This window comes from Pseudomonas sp. GL_091 (assembly GCF_057837725.1).
This window is the reverse complement of sequence record NZ_CM174451.1, coordinates 1-26,645: the sequence shown is the minus strand read 5'-3', so window position 1 is coordinate 26,645 and position 26,645 is coordinate 1. Positions and strand designations below refer to the sequence as shown.

The following is a 26,645-nucleotide window of genomic DNA, read 5'->3' as shown; positions in this document are numbered from 1 at the left end:
TCAGGCTTCGGCCAACCAATCGCGGTCTTGCAGGAAGTACTCGGTCAGGCGCGCTTCTTCGCTACCGGGCTCAGCCTTCCAGTCGTAACCCCAGCGCACTTGCGGTGGCAGCGACATCAAGATCGACTCGGTACGCCCACCCGATTGCAGGCCGAACAGCGTGCCGCGGTCATAGACCAGGTTGAATTCAACGTAGCGACCACGGCGGAATTCCTGGAACTCACGCTGCTGGGCGGTGAACGCATCGTTCTTACGGCGCTGCACGATCGGCAGATAGGCGTCGATGTACGCGTCACCGATGGCGCGCATGAAGGCGAAGGTGGTGTCGAAGTCCCACTCGTTCAGGTCGTCGAAAAACAGCCCGCCGATGCCGCGCGGTTCGTGGCGATGCTTGATGTGGAAGTAGCTGTCGCACCAGGCCTTGTAACGCGGGTAGACGTCCGGGCCGAACGGCGCGCAGGCCTGCTCGGCGACGCGGTGCCAGTGGATGCAGTCTTCTTCATTGCCGTAGTAAGGCGTCAGGTCGAAGCCACCGCCGAACCACCAGACCGGCTCTTCACCTTCTTTTTCGGCGATGAAAAAACGCACATTGGCGTGGGAAGTCGGCACGTGCGGGTTGTGCGGGTGAATCACCAGCGACACGCCCAGGGCTTCGAAACCTCGGCCGGCCAGTTCTGGCCGGTGGGCGCTGGCAGACGGTGGAAGACCGCTGCCGAAGACGTGGGAAAAGTTGACGCCGCCCTTTTCAATCACCGCGCCGTTTTCGATCACGCGGGTGCGACCGCCACCGCCGGCCGGCCTGGTCCAGGCGTCTTCGACGAATTGCGTGCCACCGTCTTCGGCTTCCAGGGCGGCGCAAATACGGTCTTGCAGGTCGAGCAGGTAGGCTTTTACGGCCTCGGTGCGGGTCGTCATGTCATCACCTTGAATCGGGCAAAACTACGCGGCGCTCCATTGGAGCTCAGCCTGCGCAAATGGGCCCGTAGCATACCATCGCAAGTCGACCCGTCGCAGTTGACGAAGATCAAGCTTAGGAGTCCGATAGGGAGCTTGGTAAAACGACCTATGGAGAGTTCTGATGGCAAAGCGTATCCAGTTCCGCGCCCATGGCGGCCCCGAAGTGCTCGAATATGTGGATTACCAACCCGCCGAGCCAGGTCCGAAGGAAGTGCGCGTGACCAACAAGGCCATCGGCCTGAACTTCATCGACACCTATTACCGCAGCGGCCTGTACCCGCCGCCGTCCCTGCCGTCGGGTGTCGGTTCAGAAGGTGCGGGCGTGGTCGAGGCGGTGGGCAGCGACGTGACCCGCTTCAAGATCGGCGATCGCGTGGCCTATGGCAGTGGCCCTCTGGGCGCCTACAGCGATGTTCACGTCTTGCCCGAGGCCAATCTGGTGAAACTGCCGGACGCCATCAGCTTCGAACAGGCCGCCGGCGTGATGCTCAAGGGCCTGACCGTGCAGTACCTGCTGCGCCAGACTTATGAACTCAAGGGTGGCGAAACCATCCTGTTCCATGCCGCGGCCGGTGGGGTCGGATCCCTGGCCTGTCAATGGGCCAGAGCCTTGGGCGTCAAGTTGATCGGCACCGTCAGTTCGGCGGAGAAAGCCGCGCTGGCCAAGGCCAACGGCGCTTGGGCGACCATCGACTACAGCCATGAAAATGTCGCGCAACGCGTGCTGGAATTGACCGACGGCAAAAAAGTCCCGGTGGTGTACGACGGTGTTGGCAAGGACACCTGGCTGACCTCACTCGACAGCGCCGCGCCGCGCGGGCTGGTGGTGAGTTTCGGCAATGCGTCCGGCGCGGTTGACGGCGTGAACCTGGGGATTCTGGCAGGGAAAGGCTCGCTGTACGTGACCCGGCCAACACTGGGCACTTATGCGAACAACGCCGAGAATCTGCAACGCATGGCCGACGAGTTGTTCGAGATGATCATCGGCGGCAAGCTGACCGTGGACATCAGCCAGCGTTATCCACTGGCTGACGCGGCGAAGGCGCAGACCGAGTTGTCGGCGCGGCGCACGACGGGCTCGGTGGTGTTGCTGCCTTAACTCTTGTGGCGAGGGGGCTTGCCCCCGTTCGGGTGCGAAGCACCGGCGATAGGATCGACCTGACAGAGTGTGCTGTCAGGTTTTGGGCCTGCTGCGCAGTCCAACGGGGCGGTGCGGCGGTCCGACAAGCCCCCTCGCCACAATCAGTCCGGGCGCACAACCTTGCCGGTCGCCAGATCGCGAATCACGCTCGGGTTCTTGCGCCCGCCCAGATTGCCACCCAGCACCAGATCCACCTGGCCACGGAAATACTGCTCGACGCGAATCCGCGTACGTGCCGCCGGGCGTCCCTGCGGGTTGGCCGACGTCGACACCAGCGGCCCGACCAGCGCGCACAAGTCCCGCACCAGTGGGTGATCGCTGACCCGTAGCGCCACGGTTTCATGCACGCCGGTAATCCACTCCGGCAGCAGGTTCTGATGCGGCACCAGCCAGGTGTTCGGACCAGGCCAAGTGCTGGCCATGCGGTCCATCCACAACTCGGGGAAGTCTTCGAAGAGGAAGTCGAACTGACGGATGTTGTCGGCGACCAGAATCAGCCCCTTATCCACAGACCGGCCCTTGATCAGCAGCAGACGTTCCACCGCTTCCTCGTCCCACGGGTCACAACCCAGGCCCCAGACTGCTTCGGTTGGGTAGGCAATCACCGCCCCGGCGCGAATTGCTTGCGCGGCTTGTTGCACACGCCAACTGTTGACCATGAAAAACACTCCAGACTAAGGCTCTGCGCAGTTTACCGATCTTGTTTATAAAACCTAGCTCACCCGCGCAAACCAGCGCCCGCTTTCGCAAACCGCGCGGCCATCCATTTCCAGATCCGTCAGCGCCGCCAGCACCTTCGGTAAGGCCCAGCCGCTTGCATCGGCCAGCGCTTCACTGGTGTGAGGCGCGGCATGCAGCAGTTTCAGCAGTGGGTGAGTCGTCGTAGGGGTGCAGGTTTCTGTAGATAACGACAGTCGTTGCCAGCCGCGCAAGGCTTCAAGGATATGTTCGATGGTTTCCACCAGCACCGCACCGTCCCGGATCAACTGATGACAGCCGCGGGCGCCGGGGTGATGGATCGACCCGGGCATCGCAAACACCTCACGTCCCTGTTCCGCCGCCAGCCTCGCGGTGATCAGTGAACCACTGGCGACACTGGCTTCGACCACCAGCACCCCGAGAGACAAACCACTGATGATCCGATTGCGCCGGGGGAAGTTGCCGGCGCTGGGGCCCGCATCCAGCGGAAACTCCGAAAGCACTGCGCTGCCCGTAGCGATCATGGCGTCTGCCAGGCGTCTATTTCGCTGTGGATAAAACTTCTCGAGCCCCGTGCCGAGCACTCCGACCGTTTGCCCGCCGATGTCGAGCGCGGCTTGGTGCGCGGCGGCGTCAATGCCCAGGGCCAGGCCGCTGGTAATGACAAAACCGGCACCCGCCAGGCTGCGGGAAAACGCGGCAGCGGTGTCCATTCCCGGCCGGGAAGCGCGACGGCTACCGACCATCGCCAGTTGTGGTTTTTCCAGAATGCCCGGATCGCCCGCGACAAATAACAGCGGCGGTGCATCGCTGATTTGTGCCAGCAGTGCCGGGTAGTCCGGTTGGTCCCACATCAGTAAATGCTGGGCCGGATGCTCCAGCCAGGCCAATGCATGACTGGCGCCATCACGGATCTCAGTGCTACGCCTGGCCTCGGAACAGGCCAGTGGCAAACCCAGCGCGCGCCAGGCACTGGCCGGTGCGCTGATCGCTTTGGACGCCGAGCCAAAGGCTTCAAGCAGCTTCTTGAACCGTGCCGGACCGAGTTCCGGCAAACGGTGCAGACGTAATCGAGCTTCCAGTTCCGCGGGGGAAACCGGTGTAACAGTAGGCAGCGACATGGATCATCCTTGATCGTAATAAGCACCCGTACAAACGGGAATAAGCTGTGGATAACTCTGTTGGTAACTTGTGAAGCACTCTTACGGATTTCGCACCTTGTCCATCACCGACAGCGAGCGCGAAGCGCTGAGCACCAGCCCATAGCTGAGCTTGTCGTAGGTACGGAAAACCATGAGCAGACCGGCGCGCTCATCGGGAATTTTCAACGGCTGACCGGTGATCCGGTCCCGCACGGTTTCGCCGGTTTTCATCACCGCCAGCAGATTGCCTTCGGCCAGGCCGTCGCGCTGCCCCTTGTTCAGCGTAACCACGTCCAACTCGCCGATCTGCGTGACCCCACGCGGCACATCGATGATCAAACCGCTGATTTCGTGGCTCGGTGCGCTCGGCGTGAAGGTCGAGTTGATCGCGTGCTCTTCACCGCTGAACAAGCGATCGCCGAGGCGGACCTCCTGGGTCGTGCGTTGCAACTCCAGGGTGGCAACGTCACCTTCGATCGCCACGACCTCGCCGCCGCCGATGTCGTCGGCGTTGATCCCCAGAATTTCCTTGCTCTGCGGATCGGTGTAGACCTTGCCTTGGCGGAAGATGCCGTACACCGGTTGCGCCGGATCGAAATGACCGCGGGCAAAGATGCGGTCACCCGCGCCGCTGAGTACGCGTTCTGCATCGCCGGCGACGATGTAGGGCGCCTTGTCGAATTCCTCGGCCTTATCGACGATGCGGTTGCTCAGCAGAAAGCTGTTGATCGATTTCAGCGCAATGCCGGGGATAGCCTCGGTCACCGGGCTGCTGCGCACCTGAGGCGACAGCTTTATGGTGGGAATATCTTCCCGAAGTTGCACTTGCCCGTACGCCAGACCGGCCGAGACCAGAAGCAGCAGGGCGAGTAGTGATTTCCTCATGCGGTGAATCCCTTTATTATGTACGTTCGCGTGAAACGCCAGAGTCCTCAGTGGCTCACTCCCGGCTTGCTTGTCAAAACTTGCTTGTCAACAGAAGGGAGCTACGTTTTACAACGGTAGCCTGCATTTCTTCGGACCCGCCAGGCCATCGACCCGACCTTACTTCACACGTGCACTAATCAAGCTTATGGCCATTTTGAACATCCTCGAATTCCCTGACCCGCGCCTGCGCACTATCGCCAAACCGGTGGCCGTAGTGGACGACGAAGTGCGTCAGCTGGTCGATGACATGTTTGAAACAATGTATGAAGCACCAGGCATCGGCCTCGCTGCGACCCAGGTTAACGTGCACAAACGAATCGTCGTGATGGACCTCTCCGAAGACCGCACCGAACCGCGAGTGTTCATCAACCCCGAGTTCGAACCGCTGACCGACGAGATGGGCCAGTATCAAGAAGGCTGCCTGTCTGTGCCGGGTTTTTACGAAAACGTCGATCGCCCGCAACGGGTCAAGGTCAAGGCGCTGGACCGCGACGGCCAGCCTTACGAACTGATCGCCGAAGATTTGCTCGCCGTGTGCATCCAGCACGAATGCGACCACCTCAACGGCAAATTGTTCGTTGATTACCTGTCCACGCTCAAACGCGACCGCATCAAGAAGAAACTGGAAAAGCTTCATCGCCAGAACGCCTGATGCCCATCTTCAAAGGCTTGCCGCGGCAAGCCTTTTTCTTTTCAAGATGCTTTGCAATAGAGAACACCCATGACTGAGCCACTGCGCATCGTCTTTGCCGGCACCCCCGAATTCGCCGCCGAACACCTCAAGGCCCTGCTCGACAGCCCTTACGAGATCGTCGCGGTCTACACCCAACCGGATCGTCCGGCCGGTCGCGGGCAAAAACTGATGCCGAGCCCGGTCAAGCAGCTTGCTCTAGAGAACAATATCCCGGTGCTGCAGCCGCCCACCTTGCGCAACGAAGATGCTCAGGCTGAACTGGCCGCGTTGAAGCCGGACTTGATGGCAGTGGTCGCCTACGGTCTGATCCTGCCGCAAGTGGTGCTGGATATTCCGCGCCTGGGTTGCATCAACAGCCACGCTTCGCTGCTGCCACGCTGGCGTGGTGCGGCGCCGATCCAGCGCGCCGTGGAAGCGGGGGACGCCGAAAGTGGCGTGACCGTGATGCGCATGGAAGCCGGTCTCGATACCGGGCCGATGCTGCTCAAGGTCGCCACGCCGATCAGCGCCGAAGACACCGGCGGCAGCCTGCACGATCGCCTGGCCGAAATGGGCCCGCCGGCCGTGGTCCGGGCGATTGCCGGCCTCGCCGCCGGAACTCTGGAGGGCGAAGTGCAGGACGACAGCCTGGCCACCTACGCGCACAAATTGAACAAGGACGAAGCACGCATCGACTGGAGTCGCCCGGCGGTTGAGCTGGAGCGTCTGGTGCGTGCCTTCAATCCATGGCCGATCACCCACAGCACCTTGAACGGCGAAGCCCTGAAAGTGCTGGCCGCGAACCTTGCCGAAGGCAAAGGTGCCCCGGGTGAAATCCTCAGCGCCAGCAAGGAAGGCCTGATCGTCGCGTGCGGCGAGCAGGCCTTGTGCCTGACTCGCCTGCAATTACCCGGCGGCAAGGCGCTTAACTTCAGCGATCTGTTCAACAGCCGCCGTGAGAAATTCGCCACCGGCACTGTGCTCGGTCAAGCGGCGGACGCTCAATGAATCCGCGTCTGGCCGCCGCCAAGGCACTCGCCGCAGTCCTGAGCGGCAAAGCCTCGCTCAACAGTTCGCTGCCGACACAGATGGACAAGGTCGAAGACCGTGATCGCGGCTTTACCCAGGACCTGGCCTTCGGCACCGCACGCTGGCAGCCACGCCTGTCGGCACTGGCGGCCAAGCTGCTGCAGAAACCGTTCAAGGCGGCCGACGCCGATGTCGAAGCGCTGCTGCTGGTCGGTCTCTATCAGCTGCTCTATACCCGTGTCCCGGCCCATGCCGCCATAGGTGAAACCGTCGGTTGCGCCGACAAGCTGAAAAAACCCTGGGCCAAGGCCTTGCTCAACGCTGTGCTGCGTAATGCTCAGCGCGAAAGCGAAACGATTTTCGCCGAGCTGGAACGTGATCCGGTGGTGCGCACCGCTCACCCGCGCTGGTTGCAGAAATCATTGAAGGCGTTCTGGCCAGAGCAATGGGAAGCCATTTGCGCGGCGAACAATGCGCATCCGCCGATGATCCTGCGGGTCAACCGTCGCCATCACAGCCGTGATGCCTACCTCGGTTTGCTGACTGACGCGGGAATTGCCGCCACGCCGTGTGTCTACAGCCGCGACGGTATCGTACTCGACGCCGCCGCCGATGTACGCAGCCTGCCGGGTTTCGCCGAGGGCTGGATCAGTGTGCAGGACGAAGCCGCGCAACTGGCCGCTGATCTGCTCGACCTGGCCCCAGGTCAACGGGTGCTGGATGCCTGCTGCGCGCCAGGTGGCAAGACCTGCCATATTCTCGAAGCCGAGCCAAAACTGGCTGGCGTCGTGGCAGTAGACCTGGAAGCCAAGCGGCTGGTGCGGGTACGGGAAAACCTCGAACGCCTGAAACTGAGTGCCGAACTGATTGCCGCCGACGGTCGCGACACTCAGGCGTGGTGGGACGGCAAGCCGTTCCAGCGCATCCTGCTGGACGCACCATGTTCGGCCACCGGTGTGATTCGTCGTCACCCGGACATCAAGTTGACCCGCCAACCCGACGACATCGCCGCGCTGGCGCTGCTGCAGGGCGAATTGCTCGATGCCATGTGGAAAACCCTGGAAGTGGGCGGCATCCTGCTGTACGCCACCTGTTCCACGCTGCCGACCGAAAACACCGAGGTCATCGAAGCCTTCCTCACCCGCACGCCGGGGGCTCGTGAACTGGACCTCGCCACGGCGGCCGGCATCAAGCAGCCCCATGGTCGCCAGTTGCTGGCCCAGGAAGGTGGCCACGATGGTTTCTACTACGCCAAGCTGATCAAGATCGCCGCCGCTCGCGGTTAAATGGATTCAATGGAGTGACTGGATGAAAATCATCATCCTCGGAGCAGGACAGGTGGGCGGTTCGCTGGCCGAACACCTGGCCAGCGAAGCGAATGACATCACCGTGGTCGACACCGATGGCGAACGCCTGCGCGACCTTGGTGACCGCCTGGACATCCGCACTGTGCAGGGTCGCGGCTCGTTCCCGACCGTGTTGCGTCAGGCCGGAGCGGATGATGCCGACATGCTGGTCGCGGTGACCAACAGCGATGAAACCAACATGGTCGCTTGCCAAGTCGCCCACACCCTGTTCCACACCCCGACCAAGATCGCCCGGGTTCGCGAAGCCGCGTACCTGACCCGTGAGGAGCAATTGTTCCAGAACGAAGCGATTCCAGTGGACGTGCTGATCAGCCCGGAACAAGTGGTGACCAACTACATCAAGCGCCTGATCCAGCACCCCGGCGCCTTGCAGGTAATCGACTTCGCCGAAGGCAAGGCGCAACTGGTGGCAGTGCGGGCGTACTACGGCGGGCCACTGGTGGGCCAGCAACTGCGGCAGTTGCGTGAACACATGCCGAACGTGGAAACCCGCGTCGCGGCGATTTTCCGTCGTGACCGGCCGATCCTGCCCCAGGGCGACACGGTGATCGAGGCCGACGACGAAGTATTTTTCATCGCTGCCAAGGCGAACATTCGTGCGGTGATGAGCGAAATGCGCCGTCTCGACGAAACCTACAAACGCATTGTCATCGCCGGTGGCGGGCAGATTGGCGAGCGTCTGGCCGAGGCCATCGAAAGCCGTTATCAGGTGAAAATCATCGAGATGAACCCGGCACGCTGCCGTCATCTCTCCGACACACTGGACAGCACGGTGGTGTTGCAGGGCAGTGCTTCGGACCGCGACCTGCTGATGGAAGAGAACATTGCCGACGCCGACCTTTTCCTGGCCCTGACCAACGACGACGAAGCCAATATCATGTCTTCGCTGCTGGCCAAGCGCCTGGGTGCGAAGAAGGTGATGACCATCATCAACAACCCGGCTTATGTCGATCTGATCCAGGGCGGCGACATCGACATCGCCATCAGCCCGCAACTGGCGACCATCGGCACCTTGCTGGCCCACGTACGCCGTGGCGACATCGTCAGCGTGCACTCACTGCGCCGGGGTGCGGCAGAAGCCATCGAGGCGATTGCCCATGGCGATGCGAAATCGAGCAAGGTGATCGGCAAGGCCATCGAGAACATCGGCCTGCCGCCGGGCACTACCATCGGTGCGATTATCCGTGACGAAGAAGTGATCATCGCCCACGACGACACCGTGATCGAAACGGGCGACCATGTGATTCTGTTCCTTGTGGATAAAAAGCATATTCGCGATGTGGAGAAGTTGTTCCATGTGGGGTTGAGCTTCTTCTGATCGTGCTCTTTTGTGGCGAGGGAGCTTGCTCCCGCTCGGCTGCGCAGCAGCCGCAAAACCTCTGATCGCGGAGTTTCAGACATAGCAAAGTAGCTCACAGGCGACCGCTTCGCGCTCGAGCGGGAGCAAGCTCCCTCGCCACAGAGTTTTTTACTCTCAAAGGAAAAGTGTCCATGATCGAATCCCTGGAAAAAATGCTCGCCAAGGGTGTGGATAACGCTTTGCTGCGCTTCGGCCTGGGCAAGGGCTATCTGGATCTGGGGGAGAACGCCAAGGCTGCGGAGCATTTCCAGCGCTGCGTCGAATTCGATCCGAAGTATTCGGCGGCGTGGAAACTACTGGGCAAGGCCCATCTGGCGCTGGCGGACGTTGCGGCCGCGCGGCAGGCATGGGAGCAAGGCCTGGAAGCCGCTCGCGGCCATGGCGACAAGCAGGCCGAGAAGGAAATGACGGTGTTCCTGAAGAAGCTTGAGCGTCAGGCGCACTGATCAGAGATAACGCAAACCGATGCCCTCGGCATCCACCAGCACCACTTCCATGCGTACCCGCGGCGCGCCTGTGGGTAAGTCCTGCACCTGACCGTATACCACCGCCCCCCGGGGCAGCGCCGACAGTTTCGGATGCTTGACGTAAACACCGGTGGTAGACAGGTTGCGCGTCTGCCCCAGGCAATCGCCAAAGCTTTCGTGACTGATCTTGATGCGCAATGACTTGCGGTGTTCGGACATCTTCTGCGCCCTTGAATGAACGGTTGTGGATAACCCCGACTCCAGGGTTATCCACAGATCATGCCAATTGAATCAATACCAACGCTCTTCACCCGGTGGACGCTTCTTGAAGCGCTTCATGCTCCACATGTACTGGCTCGGGTAAGCCCGCACATAGCGCTCGACCACTTTACTCATGGCCGCACAGGACTCCGCGGTATCGGTGCTGTACATGGCCTCTGGCGCGGCTTCGAGGATCACTTTGTAGCCTGAACCGTCCGGCAGACGCAGGGCGTGCAGGAACACGCCGACCGCTTTGCCGCCCGCGAGCATGTTCGGTACGAACTTGCTGGTCAGTGCCTGGGTGGCGAAGAACGGCACGAAGATCCCGGCGGATTCGGCCGGTTCCGGGTCAGCAGGAATGCCCACTGCACCACCTTTGCGCACTTCCTTGATAACACTGAGGATGCCTTCCTTGGTGGAAGCGGCGACCTTGTTACCCAACTGTACCCGCTGCTTTTGCAGCAATTCATCCACCGCCTTCAACTTCGGCGGACGATAGAAAATGATCGGTTTGCACTGGCTGCAATAGAAGTGGTTCAGCACTTCCCAGTTGCCCAGGTGGCTGGTGATGCCGACCACGCCTTTGCCGGAGGCGAGGGCGTCCTTCAATATGTCGAGGCCTTCGACCTCGCGCACCAGGTCGATGGAGCGCTGGGCCGGCCAGATCCAGGCGCAGGCGCTTTCGGTCAGGGACTTGCCGATATCCTTCAGGCTCTGGCCCACCAGGCGTTCACGCTCGGCGGGGTCCATGTCCGGAAAGCACTTGGACAGATTGATTCGTACCACGTCGCGGGAACGGTTCGGGGTTTTCCACATGACCCAGCCAATCGCCGAGCCCACGGCCTGCACGGCCCGCCACGGAAGCAGGGCAAACAGCCGCAGAGCGCCTACCAGCAAGGCGCCTTTCAACTTATCCACAGGTCACTCCTGATTTTGTGCTGTGCGCGAGGCGGCCATTCTAACCGCCGTTCGCCAACTGCGCGTAGCGGTCGCAGTCCCGGGTGTGATCCATGACCATGCCCGAGGCCTGCATCAGCGCGTAGCAAATGGTCGGCCCGACGAACGTGAAACCGGCTTTTTTCAGGCCTTTGCTCATTTCCACGGCGGTCGGCGTCACGGCCGGGACTTCGCTGCGATCCTTGAAATGATTGATCACAGGCGTGCCACCGACAAACGACCAGAGAAACGTCACCGGATCCTCCAGCGCCAGCCAGGCCTGGGCATTGCGCCGGGCCGCGTTGAGCTTGAGGCGGTTGCGGATGATGCCGGGATCGAGCATCAACTCGTCGATTTCGGCATCGCTCATCTGCGCCACTCGCTGGACATCAAAACCGAACATCACCTGGCGATAATGCTCGCGTTTACGCAGCACAGTGATCCAGGAAAGCCCGGCCTGGAACCCTTCGAGCAAAAGCAACTCGAACAATCCCTGCGCATCGCGTAGCGGCGTGCCCCACTCCTGATCGTGATATGCCATGTACAGCGGATCTTCGGAACACCAAAAGCAGCGTGGCATAAGGCTCCAGGGGGCGTGCGCAGCAATGAATCGGGTATACTCCCGCTCTTTAAATCGCAGCCCAAGAAACAGGTGAATTTCGTGAGCCAGCCTACGCCAGCCGTGCGTACCTTCCAAGACTTGATCCTCGCCCTCCAGCAATACTGGGCCGAGCAAGGTTGTGTGGTACTTCAGCCCTACGATATGGAAGTAGGCGCCGGCACTTTCCACACCGCAACATTCCTGCGCGCCATCGGCCCGGAAACCTGGAACGCCGCCTACGTGCAGCCAAGCCGCCGTCCGACTGACGGCCGCTACGGCGAAAACCCGAACCGTCTGCAGCACTACTACCAGTTTCAGGTGGTCCTGAAGCCGAACCCGGACAACTTCCAGGAACTGTACCTGGGCTCCCTCAAGCACGTCGGCCTGGACCCGTTGGTCCACGACATCCGTTTCGTCGAAGACAACTGGGAATCGCCGACCCTCGGCGCCTGGGGTCTGGGCTGGGAAGTCTGGCTCAACGGCATGGAAGTGACCCAGTTCACCTACTTCCAGCAAGCGGGCGGCATCGAGTGCTACCCGGTGACCGGCGAGATCACCTACGGTCTCGAGCGTCTGGCCATGTACCTGCAAGGCGTGGACTCGGTCTACGACCTGGTCTGGGCTGACGGTCCGTTCGGCAAAGTGACCTACGGCGACGTGTTCCACCAGAACGAAGTGGAGCAGTCCACTTACAACTTCGAACACGCCAACGTCGACAAGCTGTTCGAACTGTTCGATTTCTACGAAAGCGAAGCCAAGCGCCTGATCGAACTCGACCAGCCGCTGCCGTTGCCGAGCTACGAAATGGTGTTGAAGGCTTCCCATACCTTCAACCTGCTGGATGCGCGCCGGGCAATCTCGGTAACTGCGCGTCAGCAATACATCCTGCGCGTACGCACCCTGGCGCGTTCCGTTGCGCAAGCCTACCTGCTGGCTCGCGCCAAGCTGGGCTTCCCGATGGCGACCCCGGACCTGCGTGATGAAGTACTGGCCAAGCTGGAGGCTGCACAATGAGTGCTCTGGATTTTCTGGTTGAACTGGGCACTGAAGAACTGCCACCCAAAGCCCTGAACACCCTGGCCGAGGCGTTCCTCGCCGGTATCGACAAGGGCCTGCAAGCTGCCGGCCTGAACTACGAGAGCAAAACCGTTTATGCCGCCCCGCGCCGCCTGGCCGTGCTGATCACCGCACTGGCCACCCAGCAGCCGGATCGCAGCATCAACCTCGATGGTCCGCCACGTCAGGCCGCGTTCGATGCCGAAGGCAACCCGACCCAAGCAGCACTGGGCTTCGCCAAGAAGTGCGGCGTCGAACTGAGCGAAATCGATCAGAGCGGCCCGAAACTGCGCTACAGCCAGAGCATCGCCGGCAAGGCGACCGCGAGCCTGCTGCCGACCATCGTCGAAGATTCCCTGAACGACCTGCCGATCCCGAAACGCATGCGTTGGGGCGCGCGCAAGGAAGAATTCGTTCGTCCGACCCAGTGGCTGGTGATGCTGCTCGGTGACCAGGTCATCGATTGCACCATCCTCGCCCAGAAGGCCGGCCGCGACTCCCGTGGTCACCGCTTCCATCACCCGGAAAACGTGCGCATCGGTTCGCCGTCCAGCTACCTGGCCGACCTGCGTGCCGCCTACGTTTTGGCCGATGCCAACGAGCGGCGCGAGATCATCAGCAAGCGCACCGAAGAACTGGCCACGCGCCAGGAAGGCACCGCAATCGTTCCCCCAGCGCTGCTCGATGAAGTGACCGCGCTGGTCGAATGGCCAGTGCCGCTGGTGTGCTCGTTCGAGGAGCGCTTCCTCGACGTGCCGCAGGAAGCCCTGATCACCACCATGCAGGACAACCAGAAGTATTTCTGCCTGCTGGATGCCGACGGCAAGTTGCTGCCACGTTTCATTACCGTGGCCAACATCGAGAGCAAAGATCCACAGCAGATCATCGCCGGTAACGAGAAAGTGGTTCGCCCACGCCTGACCGACGCCGAGTTCTTCTTCAAGCAAGACAAGAAGCAGAAGCTCGAAGACTTCAACCTGCGCCTGCAAAACGTGGTGTTCCAGGAAAAACTCGGCAGTGTCTACGACAAGGCCGAACGCGTTTCCAAGCTCGCCGCGTTCATCGCTCAGCGCATCGGAGGCAACGCTGCATGGGCTGCTCGTGCGGGCCTGCTGTCCAAGTGCGACCTGTCGACCGAGATGGTCGGCGAGTTCCCGGAGATGCAAGGTGTCGCCGGTTACTACTACGCCCTCAACGATGGCGAGCCGGAAGATGTCGCACTGGCCTTGAACGAGCAGTACATGCCGCGCGGTGCCGGCGCTGAACTGCCGAGCACCCTGACCGGTGCGGCCGTGGCCATTGCCGACAAGCTCGACACCCTCGTGGGTATCTTCGGTATCGGCATGCTACCGACCGGCAGCAAAGACCCGTACGCCCTGCGCCGTGCCGCACTGGGCGTGTTGCGTATCCTGATCGAGAAGCAACTGGACCTGGACCTGACCGACGCCGTGGCCTTCGCTGTGGATGCCTTCGGGACCAAGGTCAAGGCTGCCGGCCTCAATGACTCGGTGCTGGAATTCATCTTCGACCGTCTGCGTGCCCGTTACGAAGACGAAGGTGTCGATGTCGCCACCTACCTGTCGGTACGTGCTCTGAAACCGGGTTCGGCCCTGGACTTCGACCAGCGTGTACAAGCGGTACAGGCCTTCCGCAAACTACCGGAAGCCGCCGCCCTGGCCGCGGTGAACAAGCGCGTGTCGAACTTGCTGAGCAAGGTCGAAGGCTCGGTGCCTACCGTCGTGGAAGCCAAGTACTTCGACAATGCCAACGAGTTCTCCCTGTACTCGGCGATCCAGCAGGCTGACCAGGCTGTACAGCCAATGGCCGCCTCGCGTCAGTACAGCGAATCCCTGGCGCGCCTGGCTGCACTGCGCGAGCCGGTGGATGCGTTCTTCGAAGCCGTGATGGTCAACGCAGAGGACGCAAAAGTCCGCGCCAACCGTTATGCGTTGCTGGCGCGTCTGCGTGGGTTATTCCTTGGCGTTGCCGACATTTCGCTGCTGGGTTGAGGGATTGCTGTTGAAACTGCTGATTCTCGATCGGGACGGAGTGATCAATTACGACTCCGACGCTTACATCAAGTCGGTGGAGGAGTGGATTCCACTCCCCGGTTCGATCGAAGCCATCGCGCAGTTGAGCAAGGCCGGCTGGACGGTAGCTGTCGCGACCAACCAGTCGGGCATCGCTCGCGGTTATTACGACCTCGCCACCCTGGATGCCATGCACGAGCGTTTGCGCGCGCTGGTGGCAGAGCAGGGCGGTGAAGTCGGGCTGATCGTCTACTGCCCGCACGGGCCGGACGAAGGCTGCGATTGCCGCAAGCCGAAACCCGGGATGTTGAAAACCATCGCCGCTCATTACAACGTGTCGCTGACCAATCTCTGGTTCGTCGGCGACAGCCTTGGTGACCTGGAAGCCGCCAAAGCCGTCGATTCACAGCCAGTTTTGGTAAAGACCGGGAAAGGCGAAAAGACTTTGGGTAAAACCCTTCCGGTTGGCACATTGATTTTTGACGATCTGGCGGCGATTGCCGCAGAACTTATCCACAATTAGAGTGCTTCTGAAATTCCTGATAAAGGACCCATCAGGAGTGCGCTTTATACAGGCGGGCAATGCCCGCAACGGTAAACGTCACCATGTCGATATTGCAGGCCATCAGAACCTTCCTCTTTTACCTGCTGCTGGGCACCAGCTCCTTGCTGTGGTGCAGCCTGAGTTTTTTTATAGCGCCGTTTTTGCCTTTCAAGGCGCGTTATCGCTTCATCAATGTGTATTGGTGCCGCTGCGCCCTGTGGCTGAGCAAAGTGTTTCTGGGCATTCGCTACGAAGTGAAGGGTGCCGAGAACGTACCTGAACGGCCTTGCGTCATTCAGTCGAACCACCAGAGCACGTGGGAGACGTTCTTTCTCTCTGCTTACTTTTCACCGCTGAGCCAGGTGCTCAAACGTGAACTACTCTATGTGCCGTTCTTCGGTTGGGCCATGGCCATGCTGCGACCGATCGCCATCGATCGCGACAACCCGAAAGCCGCACTCAAGCATGTTGCGAAGAAGGGCGATGAACTGCTCAAGGACAATGTCTGGGTGCTGATCTTCCCTGAAGGCACGCGCGTTCCTTTCGGCACCGTCGGAAAATTCTCGCGCGGTGGCAGCGCATTGGCGGTCAACGCCGAATTGCCGGTGCTGCCGATTGCGCACAACGCAGGCAAGTTCTGGCCGAAAACCGGTTGGGCGAAGAAGCAGGGCGTTATCACTGTGATCATTGGCGCACCGATGTATGCCGAAGGCAACGGGCCACGAGCCATTGCCGAATTGAACGACCGGGTTCAGGCGTGGAATGAGCAGATGCAACGGGAAATGGGCTCGCTGCCACCGGCTCCGCAAGCGCCGGTTTCAAACGATCAGGTGGCTGTCTGAGATTCTGTGGATAACCTGTGTACCGTTTCCTTGAAAACCGTCGTTATTTGTACGTAACTTCATGATTTTTTTACATATTTCTCAGAGAGATAAAAACCATAAAAGCGTGCATAAGTTTTTTTCGGACGTAAAAAAACCGGCTGATATAGCCGGTTTTTTTATGCCAGGAACAATCGCAGACTGTCGACATGACAGGGCGACCTGGGTCGCTCGCTTTCATTCTGTAAACAGTGGAAATTGCAGCCTGAATGTCGTGCCCCGACCCACCTCGCTCTGACACTCGATTCGCCCGCCGTGCCGATCCACAACGGCTTTGACCATCGATAATCCCAGCCCCACGCCATCGATACCCTGGGCGGAAGAAAAGCGTCGGTATTGGCTGAACAGTTCGGGTAACTCCTCAGCGGCGATGCCTTTGCCCTGATCGATGAGCTCACAGATCAGCCAGCCGTCGCGCTGACCGACGCGCAAACGGATGCGAGTACCTGAAACACTGTACTTGATGGCATTTTCCAGCAAATTGAACAACGCCCGGGTCAGCAGCGCCTGATCCGCCAGAACCAGACTTTCCTGTGCCTCTTCTTCCACTTGATGAACCAGTTCGATCTGTTTCAACTGCGCGATGGGCAGCGCCTGGTCGAACACATCCAGCACCAACATCGCAAACAGGCTCGGCTGAAACTGATAAGCCTCGGACTCGGCCCTCGCCAGTTGAACGAAACCGTCAGTCAGCTCCAGGGCCCGACGTACCTGTAGCTCGATTTGATCAAAGAGTTGCGAATCACCACCCACCTGGTGACGATGGACGTCGAGCAACGCGAGGATGGCCGAGTGAGGCGCCCGCAGGTCGTGAGACAGGAACCGCAACAGGACCGCACGCTGTTCCTCCGCATCGCGCTCCACACTCAAATCAGTCAGGTTCCATAGCCAGCCGACCGGAATATCACCGTCTACCGGCAACAACCCGGCACGCTCCAGACGCAGGCTGCGTTCCTTGAGGTCGCGAAACTCCAGCAGCGGCAGTGTCGATAAAGACGAGCCCGGCCCACGGCTCATATCCGGATAACCGAGCTGTTTAAGTCGCCCGAGCACATCATCGCCGACCAGATCCCCGCCAAACAGGTCGCGAGCCTTGCGGTTGCCGAGCAGAATCTGCCCTTGGGGATCGCTGATCAACGTGGCCACCGGCAAGTACTCCAGACCATCGGCGATGAATCGGTGGGTATCGCGGGTCAGGCTCATGGCTTGTTCCAGCGCCATGATCTGCTTCTGCAAACGGTCACCACCGGGATACTGGGCACGACGGCGCTCCGGAAACACTTTCGGCTCGCTGTCCAGCCGCGCCAATTCCCAACCGAAATAGGTCAGCACCACACTGAGGCGCCGCCAGTTCCAGATCAGATAACCAAACAGCATCCCCAGCACCGCTGGCGTCGGTGACCACCACCAGCGCTTGAACTCCGCAAGGCCGGCGCTGATCAGCAACGCACAAGCCATCCCCGTGAGCGTCAGCCAGAGCGCCAGGCGTGGGCGCCACAGCAACAGCCCAAGCACGCACGTCACCAGACCAAGGGAAAGCCATGCGCTCAAGCCTGGGGATGCATCGCCCAAGTTGATTTGCGCGCGATAGGACAGCAACGTCGTCAGCGGCAACAGCACGAGACTTATCCACAACCACTCGCGCACCAATTGCCGAAACAATCGCTGCACCTGGCTTGGCTCTCGGCTCTCACGGCGGCGTTGGTCAAACATGGCCAACAGGGGAGGACGGGGTAAATGGTTTCATGATTCCTACGTCTGAGGTGTCGACTCAAAGAATCATAGTGGACGCCACGACCAACGGCGGGCCGCTTGCTTTCGCTGTATCGATTGAGCCGCTATCGTCGATAAAGAGCTGCCCAAGCGACAAGGAATCACCCTGTATGCGCGTTGCGATACTGGACGATGAGCCCGCCGAACTGCGCCGGGTCGAACAAACCCTGCAACAGATGGCCGAAGCCGGAGAGCAGCCGTGGTCGCTGTACAGCTTCGAACGGGGTGAAGACCTGTTGCGCCTACTGCGTAGGGAAACTTTCGACCTGCTGATCCTCGACTGGCAACTGCCTGACCTCACGGGTTTGTCATTGCTGCTCTGGACCCGCGAGCACATGGAAGCGCCGCCTGCGGCAATCATGCTCACCAGTCGCGACGGCGAAAGCGATATCGTTCAGGCCCTGAATGCCGGCGCCGACGACTATGTCAGCAAACCGTTCCGCCCCAATGAACTGAAAGCCCGTGTTGGCGCGGTCCTGCGTCGACATGGCCAGCAGCGCGCGGCTGCCGAAGGGTTGAACTTCAATGATCTGGTGTTCGACGACGCCGAACTGACCGTCACTCGCGACGGCAAACCGATCGTCATGACCGAACGCGAATACCGCCTCGCGCATTGCCTGTTCAGCAACCTCGGCCGACCGCTGTCACGGGATTACCTGTACGAACGACTCTGGCCCCATGAAGAAATGTCGTCGTCCCGGCCGCTGGACACCCACATCTATCGCCTGCGCAACAAGCTTGGCCTGACAGCGGATCGCGGTTGGCAGTTGCTGACGATTTATGGGTATGGGTATCGGTTGGAGAGTGTGGCGCCAGCGAGCGAGTGAAACGCAGGATCGAGTAGGAGGCGGATTCACATCCGCCGTCCTCTCACTTACCACCGTACGTACGGGTCCGTATACGGCGGTTCAGGTTATGCGGTTAAGCCGTTTTATCGTATCCAGTATTGAGACCAGCCCCAGGCTGTCCCACAGCTTCTTCGGCAGCGCGTGATTCATATGTGACGCTCCCGAGTTCCACCATGGCCCGCGCCCGTTGAACGCTGATTTGCAGGCGCGTGCTTCGCTGATCCCCAGACGTATCAGGTTGCGCGCCCTCGTTGGGCGCTGCTTCCATTGACGCCAAATGACACAGCGAAGTTTACGGCGCATCCAGCCATCCAACGCCTCAAGGGGGCGGTTGCTCTGGCTGAGCTTGAAGTAACCCGCCCAACCACGTAGCACCGGGTTAATCCGCTCAATGACGCTTGCCATCTTGTGGCCCCGCGCTCCGCGCAGCAGTTCTCTGAGCCGATCGCGCAAGCGATTCAGGCTCATCGTAGCTACTTTCAGCTTCGGCTGTTTATGCAGGCTCATCCCGTAACCCAAATAATCACACGCCCACGGCCGTGCTACTCGGCTCTTTTCCTGATTCAACGTCAGTTTCAGGCGTTGATTCAGGAAGCGCTCAACCCTGACCAGCACTCGCTCGCCAGCACGACGACTGCGCACATAAATGTTGGCGTCGTCGGCATAGCGTACAAAGCGATGGCCCCGCCGTTCCAGCTCGCGGTCGAGTTCATTGAGCAGGATGTTCGACAACAACGGTGAGAGCGGGCCGCCTTGCGGCGTACCTTCCTGCCGTCGGCTGACGATCCCGCCCGACATAACCCCAGCTTCGAGGTACCGGCGGATCAGTCTGAGCACACGTTTGTCTTCGACGTGACGCTCTATCGTGGCCATCAAAATGTCGTGATTCACTCGATCAAAGAACTTCTCCAAATCAAGTTCCACACACCAACGATGACCCGCGGCCACCTGGTTACGAGCTGTTTCGATGGCTTGATGGGCGCTTCGGCCTGGACGGAAGCCGTAGCTGTAGTCCGAAAACAGAGGGTCGAAGATCGGCGTGAGCTGTTGCAGCAAAGCCTGTTGGATCAGGCGATCCACGACACTGGGAATGCCCAGTTGCCGCGTCCCACCTTTGGGTTTTGGGATTTCGACGGCGCGTACACCTTGCGGGTGATACTCACCGGCCAGCAGCCGAGACTTGAGGATCGGCCAATACTGTTTCACATAGCCCGCCAACTGGTCGACCGCCATGCCATCGGCACCCGGTGCGCCCTTGTTGCTGACCACACGTTGATACGCACGCTTGAGGTTGGCGGGTGCAAGCACCCGCGCCATCAGCGTGTCCGGCTCCGCGTTCGTCCACGCCACAGACGCCGTCGATGTTTGCGCCCTGTCAGCCTTCATCCTCGGATACCGTCCAGGACCTGGGGTAACAGTTTTCTCTTGGAGAATATTCTGCGTTTCAACAGATATACCCGCTCCCAATAATTTCTTCGTGTATTTGGAGTTTCAGCATAAGGAAGCACTGTTTGCTGATCTCTAGCCATCCGAAAAACGTCGATCTAATTTTTCATCGATCAATTACAATTTTTCGTTGCCTCGCATTGAGCCAATGCCCAGTAGCGTATTCGGCCATTTTTACGGACAAAAAAAAGCCCGCAATAAGCGGGCCCTCTTTTAATATGGCTACCTAACCTTAGGGGTAGTAGAACCATTTATTTGTGAAAATACGCAGCTATTCTGTGAACCTACAACCGGGATCAGAAGTCCAGGTTGGACACCGCCAGGGCGTTGCTCTCGATGAAGTCACGACGTGGTTCGACCGCATCACCCATCAGGGTGTTGAAGATCTGGTCCGCGCCAATGGCGTCTTCGATGGTCACTTTGAGCATCCGGCGCTGGCTTGGGTCCATGGTGGTTTCCCACAGCTGATCCGGGTTCATTTCGCCCAGACCTTTGTATCGCTGGATGGTGTGACGCTTGGTGCTTTCAGCCATCAGCCATTCAAGGGCTTCCTTGAACTCGGTCACCGGCTTCTTGCGCTCGCCACGCTGGATGTACGCGCCGTCGTCCAGCAGGGTGCTCAGTTGAGCGCCTAGCGAAACGACAGTCTTGTAATCGTTACTGCCGAAGAAGTCGCGGTTGAAGGTGACGTAGTTCGACAGGCCGTGGGAGATCAGTTCGACCTCTGGCAGCCAGACGTTACGTTCACGATCTTCACGCAGGCTGGCTTTGTAAACCAGGCCGGACTTCTCTACGGTGCGCAAGCGAACTTCGTACTGAGCCAGCCAATCTTGCATTGCTGCGTGATCGGACAGTTGCTCCATGCTCACCGCTGGCAGGTAGATGAAGTGCTCGGTCAGCTCCTGTGGGTACAGGCGCGACAGACGCTTGAGGGTCTTCATCACCAGACGGAAGTCATTCACCAGACGCTCGAGGGCTTCACCGGAGATGCCAGGTGCTTCTTCATTCAGGTGCAGGCTCGCATCTTCCAGGGCCGACTGCGTCATGTACTCTTCCATGGCGTCGTCGTCTTTGATGTATTGCTCTTGCTTGCCTTTCTTCACTTTGTACAGCGGTGGCTGAGCGATGTAGATGTAGCCGCGTTCGATCAGCTCCGGCAACTGACGGAAGAAGAAGGTCAGCAGCAGGGTACGGATGTGTGAACCGTCGACGTCAGCATCGGTCATGATGATGATGTTGTGGTACCGCAGCTTGTCGATGTTGTACTCGTCGCGGCCGATGCCGCAGCCCAGCGCGGTGATCAAGGTGCCCACTTCTTGCGAAGAGATCATCTTGTCGAAGCGCGCCTTCTCGACGTTCAGGATCTTGCCCTTCAGCGGCAGGATGGCCTGGGTCCGACGGTTACGCCCCTGCTTGGCGGAACCGCCAGCAGAGTCACCTTCCACAAGATACAGTTCGGAAAGGGCAGGGTCTTTTTCCTGGCAGTCAGCCAGTTTGCCCGGCAGCCCGGCGATATCCAGCGCGCCTTTACGACGGGTCATTTCACGGGCTTTACGCGCCGCTTCACGAGCACGCGCCGCATCGATCATCTTGCCGACGACCAGCTTGGCTTCGTTCGGGTTTTCCAGCAGGAAGTCGGAGAAGTACTTGCCCATTTCCTGTTCGACCGCGGTCTTCACTTCGGAAGACACCAGCTTGTCTTTGGTCTGGGAGCTGAACTTCGGATCCGGTACTTTCACCGAAATGATCGCGGTCAGGCCTTCACGGGCATCGTCACCGGTGGTCGCGACTTTGTGCTTCTTCGCCAGACCTTCGGCTTCGATGTAGGTATTCAGGTTACGCGTCAGTGCGGAACGGAAACCCACCAGGTGAGTACCGCCATCGCGCTGTGGAATGTTGTTGGTGAAACACAACAGGTTCTCGTTGAAGCTGTCGTTCCACTGCAGGGCGATTTCCACGCCGATGCCGTCTTCGCGCTGAATGTTGAAGTGAAACACCTGGTTGACCGCAGTCTTGTTGGTGTTCAGGTATTCAACGAACGCTCGCAGGCCGCCTTCGTACTTGAACAACTCTTCCTTGCCGCTGCGCTCGTCCTTGAGGACGATGCCGACACCGGAGTTGAGGAAGGACAGTTCACGAATCCGCTTGGCCAGGATGTCCCAGCTGAAGTGGATGTTCTTGAACGTCTCGGCCGATGGCTTGAAGTGAATCTGGGTGCCGGTGGTTTCACTCTCACCAACGATTTTCATCGGCTCTTGTGGAACACCGTGGACGTAAGTCTGTTCCCAGATATTGCCGCTGCGGCGAACGGTCAGGACCAGTTCTTTGGACAGTGCGTTTACCACCGACACACCTACACCGTGCAGGCCACCGGATACTTTGTAGGAGTTGTCGTCGAACTTACCGCCGGCATGCAGTACGGTCATGATGACCTCGGCTGCCGAAACACCTTCTTCTTTGTGCACGTCTACCGGGATGCCACGACCGTTGTCACGAACGGTGATGGACTCATCCGGGTGAATGATGATGCTGATGTCGTCGCAGTGGCCGGCGAGAGCTTCGTCGATCGAGTTATCGACCACTTCGAACACCATGTGGTGCAGACCGCTGCCATCGTCGGTGTCACCAATGTACATACCGGGACGTTTGCGTACGGCATCCAGGCCTTTCAGCACTTTAATGCTCGTTGAGTCGTACGTATTTTCTTCGCTCAATGCCTTCACTCCCGATGGTCGTGGGTCTGGGTGATACGGCCCTGTTCCACGTGGAACAGAGCGACTGGCGTTTCCGTCTGCCAGCCTTCCCTCAATAATTCGTGATCTACACAGGTGATAAATACCTGGCAGCGTAAGTCTTCCAACAAGCGGCAAAGGGCGCGACGGTGTTGCTCGTCCAGTTCGGACGGCAAGTCATCCACCAGATAAATACACTGACCGCGTCTAGCCTGGCTGACCAAGTGCCCTTGGGCAATCCGCAACGCGCAAACCACCAACTTCTGCTGGCCACGGGACAAGATGTCCGCAGCGTTATGCGCGCCCAGTCTGAGCCGCAAATCAGCACGTTGTGGTCCGGCCTGGGTATGCCCCATTTGCTGGTCCCGCTGAAGAGACCCGGCGAGTACAGCACTCAGTTCACGGTCCTTGTCCCAGCCGCGGTAATAGCTGAGCGTCAAGCCTTCAAGCTCAACCAGATCGCTCAAGGTTTGTTCAAAGACTGGTTTCAAGGCTTTGATATAAGCGCGGCGGTATTCATCTATTTCAGCGCTGGCCTGGCACAGTTCCCTGTCCCAAACCGCTTGCGAAACGGCGTCAAGTGTACCATGCCGCAGCCAAGAGTTTCTCTGGCGCAGGGCCTTCTGCAAGCGCTGCCAGGTTGACATGAAGCGCGGTTCCACGTGGAACACACCCCAGTCGAGAAACTGCCGGCGAATCTTCGGCGCACCTTCCAGCAATCGAAAGCTGTCCGGATTGATCAGTTGCAGCGGCAGGATCTCGGCCAGTTGCGCGGCACTGCGCGCATTCTGCCCATCGATACGGATCTGGAATTCGCCTTGTCGATCCCGTGAGATGCCCAAAGCGCTATGCCCACCCTCCGCCAGTTCAACCTGGCCAAATACCGTACAGGCAAGCTGTTCGTATTGAATGACCGGCAACAGACGGGTGCTGCGAAACGAACGGGCAAGCCCCAGCAGATGGATGGCTTCCAGAACACTGGTTTTGCCGCTGCCGTTGGCGCCGTAAAGAATATTGATGCGGGGGGAGGGGGAGAAGGTCACCGGGTGCAGATTGCGCACCGCGGTGACCGAGACGCGACTTAAGGACATCTAGCTTCTGCTGAGCATGATTACAGACGCATCGGCATGACAACGTAGGCCGAGTCGTCGTTATCCGATTCCTGCACCAGCGCACTGCTGTTGGAGTCGGACAGGATCAGACGAACCTGCTCGGTGGTCATCACGCCCAGTACGTCGAGCAGGTAGCTCACGTTGAAACCGATCTCCAGGGAGCCGCCGTTGTATTCAACGCCCACTTCTTCTTCCGCTTCTTCCTGCTCCGGGTTGTTCGCCTGGATCTTCAGCTGACCGCTGGCCAATTGCAGACGGATACCACGGTATTTCTCGTTGGACAGAATAGCGGTACGGCTGAACGCTTCGCGCAGAGCCTGGCGATCGCCAAGTACCAGCTTGTCGCCGCCTTTAGGCAGAACACGCTCGTAGTCCGGGAATTTGCCGTCGACCAGCTTCGAAGTGAAGGTGAACTCACCGGTGGTGGCGCGGATGTGATGCTGACCCAGCACGATGCTGACATTGCCGTCCGGCTCGGTGAGCAGGCGTGCCAGTTCGAGGATACCTTTGCGCGGCACGATGACCTGGTGACGATCCGGCTGACCGATATCGGCCTGCATCGAGCACATGGCCAGACGGTGACCGTCGGTGGCCACGGCGCGGATCACGCCAGCGGAGACTTCCAGCAGCATGCCGTTGAGGTAGTAACGCACGTCCTGCTGGGCCATGGCGAAGCTGGTGCGTTCGATCAAACGACGTAGCTTGCTTTGCTCCAGGCTGCAGGTCAGCGAACCCGGACCTTCTTCCACGGTAGGGAAGTCGTTGGCCGGCAGTGTCGACAGGGTGAAGCGGCTACGGCCAGCCTTGACCACAAGCTTCTGCTCGTCGACCTTGATGTCGATCAGCGCATCGTTCGGCAGGCTTTTGCAGATGTCCATCAGCTTGCGCGCCGGCACGGTGATGGAACCCGGATCCGCCGGCTCTTCGAGTTGAACACGACCAACCAGCTCGACTTCCAGGTCGGTACCGGTCAGCGACAATTGCTGGCCTTCGACAACCAGCAGCACGTTGGAAAGTACCGGCAAGGTCTGTCGGCGTTCGACGACGCCTGCGACCAGTTGCAGGGGTTTCAACAGGGCTTCGCGTTGAATGGTGAAATGCATGGTCTAGTCCCTTGCCTTAATAAGCTGCGCTGGTGTTCATCAAGTGGTCAGCGTACGCAGCAGGTTCTTGTAGTCCTCGCGGATGTCCGCGTCGGATTCCTTAAGTTCGTTGATCTTGCGGCACGCGTGCAAGACCGTTGTATGGTCGCGACCGCCAAACACATCGCCGATTTCCGGCAAGCTGTGGTTGGTCAGTTCCTTGGACAACGCCATGGCGACCTGACGCGGACGAGCGACCGAACGCGAACGGCGTTTGGACAGCAAGTCGGAGATCTTGATCTTGTAGTACTCGGCGACAGTGCGCTGAATGTTATCCACAGAGACCAGTTTATCCTGCAACGCCAACAAGTCCTTAAGGGATTCGCGAATCAGCTCGATGGTGATATCGCGGCCCATGAAGTGCGAGTGGGCGATCACGCGTTTGAGCGCGCCTTCCAGCTCACGGACGTTGGAGCGAATGCGCTGGGCAATGAAGAACGCGGCGTCGTGAGGCAGCTCGACTTTGGCCTGATCGGCCTTCTTCATCAGGATCGCCACGCGGGTTTCCAGCTCCGGCGGCTCGACCGCTACGGTAAGGCCCCAGCCAAAGCGGGATTTGAGGCGCTCTTCAAGGCCTTCGATTTCCTTCGGGTAGCGGTCACTGGTGAGAATGACCTGCTGGCCACCTTCGAGCAGGGCGTTGAAGGTGTGGAAAAACTCTTCCTGGGAACGCTCCTTGCGGGCGAAGAACTGAATGTCATCGATCAGCAACGCATCCACCGAACGGTAGAAGCGTTTGAACTCGTTGATCGCGTTCAGTTGCAGGGCCTTGACCATATCCGCCACGAAACGCTCGGAATGCAGGTACACCACCTTGGCATTCGGATTCTTCTTTAATAGATGGTTACCCACAGCATGCATCAAGTGGGTTTTACCCAGGCCGACGCCACCATAAAGGAAGAGCGGGTTGTAACCGTGCTTGGGGTTGTCAGCCACCTGCCAGGCGGCGGCGCGCGCCAACTGGTTGGATTTACCTTCAACGAAATTCTCAAAGGTAAAGGTGCGGTTCAGGTAACTGGTGTGCTTGAGCGCACCTTCGACCTGCACGGTACGTTGCTCGGCGCGCACAGGTGCCTGTTGCGAACTGGCACCGGCCATTGGGTCGAAGCTGTCACGGGAAGGTTCTTCCTCGGTGACCTCAGCCACTTTTTGCGTCGCACGTTTGGTCGACGCGGCGGCAGGTGCCGGCGGCGGGCTGGCGGGCGCTTGAGCAGCCTGCGCCTGGGAAGCCGCGGCTGCCAGAGGAGCGTTGGGCGCGGCACGGGGTGCCGAACTGCGTTTGCTGCCTATTAATAGGGAAAGCGCAGGCGCCATGCCATTGCCGTGTTCATCGAGCAATTCGAGAACACGTCCCAGGTATTTTTCGTTGACCCAGTCCAGAACAAAACGATTGGGCGCATAGACACGCAACTCGTCGCCTTCGGCTTCGACCTGTAGTGGACGGATCCAAGTGTTGAATTGTTGGGCAGGCAGCTCATCGCGCAAAAGCTCCACGCACTGCTGCCAAAGTTCCACTGACAC

The 26,645-nt window shown here is 59.6% G+C and carries 23 protein-coding genes and 1 pseudogene; 11 read left to right on the top strand and 13 right to left on the bottom strand.

Annotation, left to right across the window (positions count from 1 at the left end):
- Positions 1 to 915: an oxygen-dependent coproporphyrinogen oxidase gene (gene hemF, locus AC3ITY_RS00120; protein WP_489306982.1), complete on the bottom strand. Its 915-nt coding sequence runs from the start codon at positions 913 to 915 to the stop codon at positions 1 to 3.
- A 163-nt stretch (positions 916 to 1,078) separates the two neighbouring features.
- Here hemF and AC3ITY_RS00115 point away from each other — a divergent pair, with 163 nt between their 5' ends.
- Complete coding sequence (locus tag AC3ITY_RS00115; protein ID WP_223455140.1) at positions 1,079 to 2,056, top strand: NADPH:quinone reductase; 978 nt, start codon at positions 1,079 to 1,081, stop codon at positions 2,054 to 2,056.
- A 143-nt stretch (positions 2,057 to 2,199) separates the two neighbouring features.
- Here AC3ITY_RS00115 and tsaC read toward each other — a convergent pair whose 3' ends face one another.
- The 3 genes and pseudogenes from tsaC to AC3ITY_RS00100 form a co-directional block, all read right to left on the bottom strand.
- Positions 2,200 to 2,757, bottom strand: a complete 558-nt coding sequence (gene tsaC / locus AC3ITY_RS00110; protein WP_057397341.1) for an L-threonylcarbamoyladenylate synthase type 1 TsaC — start codon at positions 2,755 to 2,757, stop codon at positions 2,200 to 2,202.
- 54 nt (positions 2,758 to 2,811) lie between these two features.
- Positions 2,812 to 3,918 carry a DNA-processing protein DprA gene (gene dprA, locus AC3ITY_RS00105; protein ID WP_489306981.1) on the bottom strand — a complete coding sequence of 369 codons (1,107 nt, stop codon included), beginning with the start codon at positions 3,916 to 3,918 and terminating at the stop codon, positions 2,812 to 2,814.
- Between the two features lie 81 nt (positions 3,919 to 3,999).
- A pseudogene (locus AC3ITY_RS00100) lies at positions 4,000 to 4,740 on the bottom strand (peptidoglycan-binding protein); the annotation flags it as partial.
- Positions 4,741 to 5,011: 271 nt separating this feature from the next.
- Here AC3ITY_RS00100 and def point away from each other — a divergent pair.
- The 5 genes from def (at position 5,012) to AC3ITY_RS00075 (ending at position 9,741) form a co-directional block, all read left to right on the top strand.
- Entirely contained in the window at positions 5,012 to 5,518 is a 507-nt protein-coding gene (gene def / locus AC3ITY_RS00095; RefSeq protein WP_008002295.1) for a peptide deformylase, read from the top strand.
- Positions 5,519 to 5,587: 69 nt separating this feature from the next.
- Complete coding sequence (gene fmt, locus AC3ITY_RS00090; protein WP_489306979.1) at positions 5,588 to 6,547, top strand: methionyl-tRNA formyltransferase; 960 nt, start codon at positions 5,588 to 5,590, stop codon at positions 6,545 to 6,547.
- Complete coding sequence (gene rsmB / locus AC3ITY_RS00085; protein ID WP_489306978.1) at positions 6,544 to 7,854, top strand: 16S rRNA (cytosine(967)-C(5))-methyltransferase RsmB; 1,311 nt, start codon at positions 6,544 to 6,546, stop codon at positions 7,852 to 7,854. The genes fmt and rsmB overlap by 4 nt, the downstream gene beginning before the upstream one ends.
- A 22-nt stretch (positions 7,855 to 7,876) precedes the next feature.
- The gene (gene trkA, locus AC3ITY_RS00080) at positions 7,877 to 9,253 is read left to right on the top strand and encodes a Trk system potassium transporter TrkA (protein WP_075946934.1); all 1,377 of its coding nucleotides are present in this window, start codon (positions 7,877 to 7,879) and stop codon (positions 9,251 to 9,253) included.
- A 173-nt stretch (positions 9,254 to 9,426) separates the two neighbouring features.
- Positions 9,427 to 9,741, top strand: a complete 315-nt coding sequence (locus tag AC3ITY_RS00075) for a tetratricopeptide repeat protein (RefSeq protein ID WP_489306977.1) — start codon at positions 9,427 to 9,429, stop codon at positions 9,739 to 9,741.
- Here AC3ITY_RS00075 and AC3ITY_RS00070 read toward each other — a convergent pair whose 3' ends face one another.
- From AC3ITY_RS00070 to tag, 3 genes are all read right to left on the bottom strand, one after another.
- Entirely contained in the window at positions 9,742 to 9,981 is a 240-nt protein-coding gene (locus tag AC3ITY_RS00070; protein ID WP_489306976.1) for a PilZ domain-containing protein, read from the bottom strand. It lies immediately after the preceding gene.
- 72 nt (positions 9,982 to 10,053) lie between these two features.
- Positions 10,054 to 10,941 (bottom strand): lysophospholipid acyltransferase, encoded by an 888-nt coding sequence (locus tag AC3ITY_RS00065; RefSeq protein WP_489306974.1) that lies wholly within the window; start codon positions 10,939 to 10,941, stop codon positions 10,054 to 10,056.
- Positions 10,942 to 10,981: 40 nt separating this feature from the next.
- Positions 10,982 to 11,539, bottom strand: a complete 558-nt coding sequence (gene tag, locus AC3ITY_RS00060; RefSeq protein WP_477783679.1) for a DNA-3-methyladenine glycosylase I — start codon at positions 11,537 to 11,539, stop codon at positions 10,982 to 10,984.
- A gap of 81 nt (positions 11,540 to 11,620) precedes the next feature.
- Between tag and glyQ the strand changes: the two genes are divergently transcribed.
- From glyQ to AC3ITY_RS00040, 4 genes are all read left to right on the top strand, one after another.
- Positions 11,621 to 12,574, top strand: coding sequence for a glycine--tRNA ligase subunit alpha (gene glyQ, locus AC3ITY_RS00055; RefSeq protein ID WP_003187265.1), 954 nt, complete (start codon positions 11,621 to 11,623; stop codon positions 12,572 to 12,574).
- Complete coding sequence (gene glyS / locus AC3ITY_RS00050; protein WP_489306972.1) at positions 12,571 to 14,625, top strand: glycine--tRNA ligase subunit beta; 2,055 nt, start codon at positions 12,571 to 12,573, stop codon at positions 14,623 to 14,625. Before glyQ ends, glyS begins: the two co-directional genes overlap by 4 nt.
- Before the next feature lie 4 nt (positions 14,626 to 14,629).
- Entirely contained in the window at positions 14,630 to 15,169 is a 540-nt protein-coding gene (gene gmhB, locus AC3ITY_RS00045) for a D-glycero-beta-D-manno-heptose 1,7-bisphosphate 7-phosphatase (protein ID WP_165798734.1), read from the top strand.
- A gap of 83 nt (positions 15,170 to 15,252) precedes the next feature.
- The gene (locus AC3ITY_RS00040) at positions 15,253 to 16,032 is read left to right on the top strand and encodes a lysophospholipid acyltransferase family protein (RefSeq protein WP_223455494.1); all 780 of its coding nucleotides are present in this window, start codon (positions 15,253 to 15,255) and stop codon (positions 16,030 to 16,032) included.
- Between the two features lie 216 nt (positions 16,033 to 16,248).
- Here AC3ITY_RS00040 and AC3ITY_RS00035 read toward each other — a convergent pair whose 3' ends face one another.
- Positions 16,249 to 17,784, bottom strand: coding sequence for a sensor histidine kinase (locus tag AC3ITY_RS00035; RefSeq protein WP_489306971.1), 1,536 nt, complete (start codon positions 17,782 to 17,784; stop codon positions 16,249 to 16,251).
- A 170-nt stretch (positions 17,785 to 17,954) separates the two neighbouring features.
- Between AC3ITY_RS00035 and AC3ITY_RS00030 the strand changes: the two genes are divergently transcribed.
- Positions 17,955 to 18,671, top strand: coding sequence for a response regulator transcription factor (locus tag AC3ITY_RS00030; RefSeq protein ID WP_489306970.1), 717 nt, complete (start codon positions 17,955 to 17,957; stop codon positions 18,669 to 18,671).
- Positions 18,672 to 18,752: 81 nt separating this feature from the next.
- On the opposite strand, the gene ltrA is transcribed toward AC3ITY_RS00030, so the two are convergent.
- The 5 genes from ltrA to dnaA all read right to left on the bottom strand — a co-directional run bounded on the left by ltrA (position 18,753) and on the right by dnaA (position 26,645).
- Positions 18,753 to 20,078: a group II intron reverse transcriptase/maturase gene (ltrA, locus tag AC3ITY_RS00025; RefSeq protein WP_489306969.1), complete on the bottom strand. Its 1,326-nt coding sequence runs from the start codon at positions 20,076 to 20,078 to the stop codon at positions 18,753 to 18,755.
- Positions 20,079 to 20,434: 356 nt separating this feature from the next.
- On the bottom strand, positions 20,435 to 22,852 hold the full coding sequence (gene gyrB / locus AC3ITY_RS00020) for a DNA topoisomerase (ATP-hydrolyzing) subunit B (RefSeq protein WP_489306968.1): 2,418 nt from the start codon (positions 22,850 to 22,852) through the stop codon (positions 20,435 to 20,437).
- A gap of 5 nt (positions 22,853 to 22,857) precedes the next feature.
- On the bottom strand, positions 22,858 to 23,961 hold the full coding sequence (gene recF / locus AC3ITY_RS00015) for a DNA replication/repair protein RecF (protein WP_489306966.1): 1,104 nt from the start codon (positions 23,959 to 23,961) through the stop codon (positions 22,858 to 22,860).
- A 20-nt stretch (positions 23,962 to 23,981) separates the two neighbouring features.
- Positions 23,982 to 25,085: a DNA polymerase III subunit beta gene (gene dnaN, locus AC3ITY_RS00010; RefSeq protein ID WP_007969885.1), complete on the bottom strand. Its 1,104-nt coding sequence runs from the start codon at positions 25,083 to 25,085 to the stop codon at positions 23,982 to 23,984.
- Between the two features lie 39 nt (positions 25,086 to 25,124).
- Positions 25,125 to 26,645, bottom strand: a complete 1,521-nt coding sequence (gene dnaA / locus AC3ITY_RS00005; protein ID WP_046038773.1) for a chromosomal replication initiator protein DnaA — start codon at positions 26,643 to 26,645, stop codon at positions 25,125 to 25,127.